The 6,439-nt window shown below is 67.0% G+C and carries 6 protein-coding genes; 5 read left to right on the top strand and 1 reads right to left on the bottom strand.

The annotated features are described in order from the left end of the window. A partial coding sequence (locus tag G3N93_RS31565) for a zinc ribbon domain-containing protein (RefSeq protein WP_241026770.1) occupies positions 1 to 189 on the top strand: 189 nt, incomplete at its 5' end. An 84-nt stretch (positions 190 to 273) separates the two neighbouring features. Here G3N93_RS31565 and G3N93_RS31570 read toward each other — a convergent pair. Further along, positions 274 to 1,152: a GyrI-like domain-containing protein gene (locus G3N93_RS31570; RefSeq protein WP_174940194.1), complete on the bottom strand. Its 879-nt coding sequence runs from the start codon at positions 1,150 to 1,152 to the stop codon at positions 274 to 276. A 277-nt stretch (positions 1,153 to 1,429) separates the two neighbouring features. Between G3N93_RS31570 and G3N93_RS31575 the strand changes: the two genes are divergently transcribed. The 4 genes from G3N93_RS31575 to G3N93_RS31590 form a co-directional block, all read left to right on the top strand. Further along, positions 1,430 to 2,893 carry a mechanosensitive ion channel gene (locus G3N93_RS31575; RefSeq protein ID WP_174940192.1) on the top strand — a complete coding sequence of 488 codons (1,464 nt, stop codon included), beginning with the start codon at positions 1,430 to 1,432 and terminating at the stop codon, positions 2,891 to 2,893. A 332-nt stretch (positions 2,894 to 3,225) separates the two neighbouring features. Further along, the gene (eat, locus tag G3N93_RS31580; protein WP_174940190.1) at positions 3,226 to 4,638 is read left to right on the top strand and encodes an ethanolamine permease; all 1,413 of its coding nucleotides are present in this window, start codon (positions 3,226 to 3,228) and stop codon (positions 4,636 to 4,638) included. 90 nt (positions 4,639 to 4,728) lie between these two features. After that, positions 4,729 to 6,126, top strand: a complete 1,398-nt coding sequence (locus tag G3N93_RS31585) for an ethanolamine ammonia-lyase subunit EutB (protein ID WP_206124388.1) — start codon at positions 4,729 to 4,731, stop codon at positions 6,124 to 6,126. Then, positions 6,123 to 6,439, top strand: a 317-nt coding sequence (locus tag G3N93_RS31590) for an ethanolamine ammonia-lyase light chain EutC (RefSeq protein ID WP_206134712.1), incomplete at its 3' end; no start/stop codon positions are given. The genes G3N93_RS31585 and G3N93_RS31590, both read left to right, overlap by 4 nt.

Raw genomic sequence — 6,439 nt, forward strand, 5'->3', positions numbered from 1 at the left:
GGGCAGCCCGGTGGCAACGTGCCGCTGAGCCAGCTCGCCTGTGCGGGCTGCGGCGCCCTCAATGCGTCGGATGCGCGGTTCTGCGCGCAGTGCGGTGCCGCGCAGCGCGGCAAGTCCTGCAGCCGTTGCCACTCGGCGCTGGCGGCCGACGCGCGTTTTTGTCCCGGGTGCGGGACGCAGGCTGCGTAAGTCAGTGTGTCGGCCATGCGCGCCGGCGGCGTGTGAACGCCGGCCGGCGCGCTTCGTTTCAGGGGGCGGTGTACCGCCTTTCGATCAGCGCAGCGGCAGGTAGATCTCGGTACGCAGGTCGGCCGGCGCCGCATCCATCGGCGTATTGAGGTACAGCTCGAACGGCGGCGCGTCGGCGGCTTCGCGGCCCGAGTGACGCAGCCAGTCGCCGTAGAGCCACTGGTACGCCGTCTTCAGGTCTGCATACGGCCCCGTATGCAGCAACACCGCGTATTCGCCGCCCGCCACCGTCGCGCGCTCCACCGGCGGCGCGGGTTCGACGTCAGGCGCCCCGTCGGCCGGCATGAAGCAGGCTTTCGCGCGCAACTGTGCTTCGGGCGTCGTGTCCGGATCGTCGTAAAAAATGCCGATCATCTTCGCGCCGGGGCCGATCAACCCGTGCTGCCCGACCCACGCACCGATCCGCATGAACGCTTCGCTGACCTTCAAGTACGAACCGGTGTGCGCCACTGCATAGCCGTGTAATTCCGGTAGCTGCCGGATCTCGACTTCATGCTTGAACATGTCTTCTTCTCCTCGCTGTAACGGATAGATGGGCCGGTGGCTGCCCGTGCGCCGGTGCTGCACGGGAGGCACGCCGTATGCGTCGCGAAACGCCCGCGCGAACGCGTGCGTCGAACCGTAGCCCGCGCGTCGCGCGATTTCGTCGATCGGCCGCGCCGTGCAGACGAGATCCTCGGACGCGCGCACGATCCGCATCCGCCGCACCGTCAGCACGATCGACTCGCCATACAGCGCGCGATAGACGCGCTGCCAGTGATACGGCGACAGGCACGCGACTTCGGCGAGCCGGTTCAGGTCGAGCGGGCCGTCGAGGTGCGCGTGGATGTACTCGTGGACGCGCGCCACGCTCGCCGCATAGCGAAGCCAGGCGGGCTGGTCGGGTTTCGTTGCGGCGGTCATCGGCGTGTCCGGGCGGGAACCGACGTCACGGTAGCACGGGCCGAATGGATAAATCTTGCGGAAATGCGTAGGAGGCCGATAAATCAGGCCCCATTTTATTTTGACGAAATGGGGTCTTGCCCCCCTGCGATCTATGACTAAAGTTAAAGACGGTGAAATCGGGTGATCGCGTCATTTTTCTCGGGTAAGTTGCTTCGTCGGGGCAGCACGTTTTTCGAAGTACGCAGGTAGTTCGTCGATGTTCAATCGCAACACCACGTTTTCGGGAGAAGAAGAAATGGATGCTTCCAGCTTCATCACGTCGCTGCAGACCACGCTAGGGGGGTATCTGCCAAAGATCGCCGGCGCGATCGGCATCCTGGTGATCGGCTGGCTGATCGCCGTCGTGGTGCGGGCCGGCGCGATGCGCCTGCTCGGCGCGCTGAAGGTCGATCAGCGGATCAACGAAAGCACCGGCCAGGGCGCCTGCGTCGAGCGCATCATCGCAGGCGGCCTGTTCTGGCTCGTGCTGCTGGTCACCGCGGTGGGCATCTTCAACGTGCTCAACCTGTACGCGGTCTCCAACCCGTTCTCGCTGCTCGTCACCCACATCGTCAACTACCTGCCGAACCTGATCGGCGGCGGGGCGCTGACGCTGATCGCGTGGCTCATCGCGTCGCTGCTGCGAAGCCTCGCGAACCGCGCGCTGAAGGCGAGCAAGATCGACGACAAGCTGTCCGAAGGCGCCGGCATGCAGCCGATGAGCGGCTATCTCGGCGACGTGCTGTTCTGGCTCGTGATCCTGATGTTCCTGCCGGCGATCCTCGCGTCGTTCGCGCTGTCGGGGCTGCTGTCGCCGGTGCAGGGGATGGTCGACAAGCTGCTCGCGATCGTGCCGAACCTGTTCGCGGCCGCGGTGATCGGCATCGTCGGCTGGATCGTCGCGCGCGTGCTGCGCGGCCTCGTGACGAACCTGCTCGTCGCCGCCGGCGCCGACCGCCTCACGCAGGGTCTCGACAGCCCGACGCCCGTGCGCGTGTCGAACCTGGTCGGCACGATCGTCTACGTGTTCGTGTTCGTGCCGACGCTGATCTCCGCGCTCGACGCGCTGAAGATCGACGCGATCTCGGTGCCGGCCACCAACATGCTGAACCAGTTCCTCGGCGCGGTGCCGGACATCGTCGCGGCGATCGTGATCGTGCTGGTGACGTTCTACTTCGCGCGCTTCGTCGCGTCGCTCGCGCAGAAGCTGCTGGAAGCCGCGGGCGCCGACGGGCTGCCGGCCGTGCTCGGCGTCGAGCGCGTGTTCTCGGGGATCCTGCAGCCGTCGGTGCTGGTCGCGCGGCTGATCGTGTTCTTCGCGATGCTGTTTGCGTCGGTCGAAGCGGCGAACCGGCTCGGCTTCTCGCAGGTGCGCGACGTCGTCACGCTGTTCATCGAATTCGGCGGCCATGTGCTGATGGGCGGCGTGATCCTCGTGATCGGCGTGTGGCTCGCGGGCCTTGCGCGCCGCGTGATCGAGCAGGCCGACCGTGAGCACAGCGTGCTGTTCGCACGCATCGCGCAATTCGCGATCCTGGGCCTCGTGTTCGCGATGGGGCTGCGCGCGATGGGCATCGCGAACGAGATCGTGCAGCTCGCGTTCGGCCTCGTGCTCGGCGCGATCGCGGTGGCGGTGGCGCTGTCGTTCGGCCTCGGCGGGCGCGAAGCGGCCGGCAAGCTGCTCGACCGCTGGTTCAACCAGCGCGGCGGCGGCCAGTAAGGCCACCGTCGAGCATCCGTCCGGCCGCGCTGCATGGCCGGACGGCGCTGCGGCAGCGTGTGTATCCAGCCGGGCGAGAACGGCACGCGACCGTTCCGTTCGTGCGGCGCCGCCCGCGCCCGGCTGTCGGCAGCCGGCTGCCGCTGTGCCGCCCGCGGGGTGTCGGCTTCGTACCGATCGGCTTCGTCAGCCGTTCCGTGTCTGCATTTCCGTCAGCGAAATGTCAGCCGCGATCTTTGCCGAATTTCGATAACACGTCGTTTAATGACTCTCTAGCATCGATTCTCAGTCGCGCAGGCCGCCAGGCCCGGCGCCTTTGAGGAGAGAGTCCGATGAAAGCAGAGTCGAATGGCCGGCCCGCCGCCGGCGCCAAGTCGTCCGGCCAGCCCGCGCTGCAGCAGACGCTCGGGACCTGGCAACTGTGGGGTATCGCGGTCGGCCTCGTGATTTCCGGCGAATACTTCGGCTGGAGCTACGGCTGGGCGAGCGCCGGCACGCTGGGCTTCGTCGTCACCGCGCTGTTCGTCGCGGCGATGTACACCACCTTCATCTTCAGTTTCACCGAGCTGACGACGTCGATCCCGCACGCGGGCGGCCCGTTCGCGTATGCGCGCCGTGCGTTCGGCCCGACCGGCGGCTATCTCGCCGGCGCCGCGACACTCGTCGAGTTCGTGTTCGCGCCGCCCGCGATCGCGCTTGCGATCGGCGCGTACCTGCACGTGCAGTTCCCCGGCCTCGAGCCGAAGCATGCGGCGATGGGTGCGTATCTCGTGTTCATGGCGCTGAACATCGTCGGCGTACAGATCGCGGCGACCTTCGAGCTGGTCGTCACGCTGCTCGCGATCTTCGAGCTGCTGGTGTTCATGGGCGTCGTGTCGCCGGGGTTTGCGTGGAGCAACTTCATGAAGGGCGGCTGGTCGGGCGCCGATCATTTCAGCGTGGGCGCGTTCCACGGGATGTTCGCGGCGATCCCGTTCGCAATCTGGTTCTTCCTCGCGATCGAAGGCGTCGCGATGGCCGCCGAGGAAGCGAAGAACCCGAAGCGCTCGATCCCGATCGCGTACGTGGCCGGGATCCTGACCCTCGTTGCACTCGCGATCGGCGTGATGGTGTTCGCCGGCGGCGCGGGCGACTGGACCAAGCTCGCGAACATCAACGACCCGCTGCCGCAGGCAATGAAGTACATCGTCGGCGCGAACAGCGGCTGGATGCACATGCTGGTGTGGCTCGGGCTGTTCGGGCTGGTCGCGTCGTTCCACGGGATCATCCTCGGCTATTCGCGCCAGATCTTTGCGCTGGCCCGTGAAGGCTACCTGCCCGAATGGCTCGCGAAGGTGCATCCGCGCTTCAAGACGCCTTACCGCGCGATCATCGCAGGCGGCGTGGTCGGCATCGCGGCGATCTACAGCGACGAGCTGATCCAGTTCGGCGGGCAGACGCTGACCGCGAATATCGTGACGATGTCGGTGTTCGGTGCGATCGTGATGTATATCGTGAGCATGGCGTCGCTGTTCAAGCTGCGCCGCTCGCAGCCGAATCTCGAACGGCCGTTCCGCGCGCCGCTGTACCCGATCTTCCCGGCGTTCGCGATCCTGGCCGCGCTCATTTGTCTCGGGACGATGGTGTACTTCAACGGGCTGGTCGCGCTGGTGTTCCTCGGCTTCCTCGCGTTCGGCTACGCGTACTTCCTCGCGACGCGTTCGCAGCGTGCAAGTGCGCCGGGCGACGTGCTGCTGGAGGAGTGAGCAGGGTGAAGGTGAACGGCCGTCCCTGACGGCATCCGGCGCGCCCCGTCGAACGGGCGCGCCGTCGGCTTTTGGCAAGGAGACTCGCAGATGTCCTATACGGAGACGATCGGTCCGCGCACGTACCGTTTCGCGGACCTGAAGACGCTGCTCGCGAAAGCGAGCCCGCTGCGTTCCGGCGACCAGCTCGCCGGTGTCGCGGCGGCGAGCGAGGAGGAGCGCGTCGCCGCGAAGATCGCGCTCGCGGGCGTGCCGCTGAAGGCATTCCTGAGCGAAGCGGTAATTCCGTATGAAGACGACGAGGTCACGCGCCTCATCGTCGACGATCACGATGCGCAGGCGTTCGCGGAAATCTCGCACCTCACCGTCGGCGATTTCCGCAACTGGCTATTGTCGCCGGCGGCTGACGGCGCGGCGCTCGAACGGATCGCGCCGGGCCTCACGCCCGAGATGGTCGCGGCCGTGTCGAAGCTGATGCGCAACCAGGACCTGATCGCGGCCGCGAGGAAGCGCCGCGTCGTCACGCGTTTTCGCAACACGGTTGGGTTGCCGGGCCGGATGTCGGTGCGGTTGCAGCCGAACCACCCGACCGACGACGTGAAGGGCATCGCCGCATCGATGCTCGACGGGCTGATGTACGGCTGCGGCGACGCGATGATCGGCATCAACCCGGCCACCGACAGCCTCGCGGCGATCGTGAAGCTGCTCGCGATGATCGACGGCTTCCGCGAACGCTACGGCGTGCCGACGCAGTCATGCGTGCTCACGCACGTGACCAACACGATCGCGGCGGTCGAGAAGGGTGCGCCGGTCGATCTCGTGTTCCAGTCGATCGCGGGCACCGAGAAGGCGAACGCGAGCTTCGGCATCTCGCTCGCGCTGCTCGGCGAGGCGCGCGAGGCTGCGTTGTCGCTCAAGCGCGGCACGGTCGGCAACAACCTGATGTACTTCGAGACGGGGCAGGGCAGCGCGCTGTCGGCGAACGCGCACTTCGGCGTCGATCAGCAGACCTGCGAAGTGCGCGCGTATGCGGTGGCGCGCAAGTTCGAGCCGTTTCTCGTGAACACGGTGGTCGGCTTCATCGGGCCGGAATACCTGTACGACGGCAAGCAGATCATCCGCGCGGGGCTCGAGGATCACTTCTGCGGGAAGCTGCTCGGCGTGCCGATGGGTTGCGACATCTGCTACACGAACCACGCGGAAGCCGACTCGGACGACATGGATACGCTGCTGACGCTGCTGGGTGTGGCCGGCATCAACTTCATCATGGGGATTCCGGGCGCGGACGACGTGATGCTGAACTACCAGAGCACGTCGTTTCACGACCAGCTGTACGTGCGCGAGGTGCTCGGCCTGCGCCGCGCGCCCGAATTCGAGGAGTGGCTGGAGACGATGGAGATCGCCGACGCGCACGGTGCGTTGCGTGCCGCGACGTCGCGCGTGCCGCTGCTCGCGGGCGCGAACGACTGGATGGGGATTTCGGCATGAGCGACGCCGTCGAAAAGAACCCGTGGGCGCAGCTGAAGTCGTTCACGAATGCGCGGATCGCGCTCGGCCGCGCGGGCAACAGCCTGCCGACCGCGCCGCTGCTCGCGTTCAACCTGTCGCATGCGCAGGCGCGCGACGCGGTGCACCAGCCGCTCGACTCTGATGCGCTGCGGCGCGAGCTCGACGCGGCCGGCTACGCGACGCTCGGCGTGCAGAGCGCCGCGCCCGATCGCCAGCATTACCTGCGCCGGCCCGACCTCGGCCGCAAGCTGTCGGATGAAGGGCGCGCGCTGCTGGCTGCGCACGGCGACAA

This window comes from Burkholderia sp. Se-20378 (genome assembly GCF_017104665.1).
In the GTDB taxonomy this organism is placed as follows: Bacteria; Pseudomonadota; Gammaproteobacteria; order Burkholderiales; family Burkholderiaceae; genus Burkholderia; species Burkholderia lata.

What these genes read in the sequence shown, in the direction of transcription:
- G3N93_RS31570 (WP_174940194.1), bottom strand. Translation starts at nt 1,152, where the DNA reads ATGACCGCCGCAACGAAACCCGACCAGCCCGCCTGGCTTCGCTATGCG.
- G3N93_RS31575 (WP_174940192.1), top strand. Translation starts at nt 1,430, where the DNA reads ATGGATGCTTCCAGCTTCATCACGTCGCTGCAGACCACGCTAGGGGGG.
- eat (WP_174940190.1), top strand. Translation starts at nt 3,226, where the DNA reads ATGAAAGCAGAGTCGAATGGCCGGCCCGCCGCCGGCGCCAAGTCGTCC.
- G3N93_RS31585 (WP_206124388.1), top strand. Translation starts at nt 4,729, where the DNA reads ATGTCCTATACGGAGACGATCGGTCCGCGCACGTACCGTTTCGCGGAC.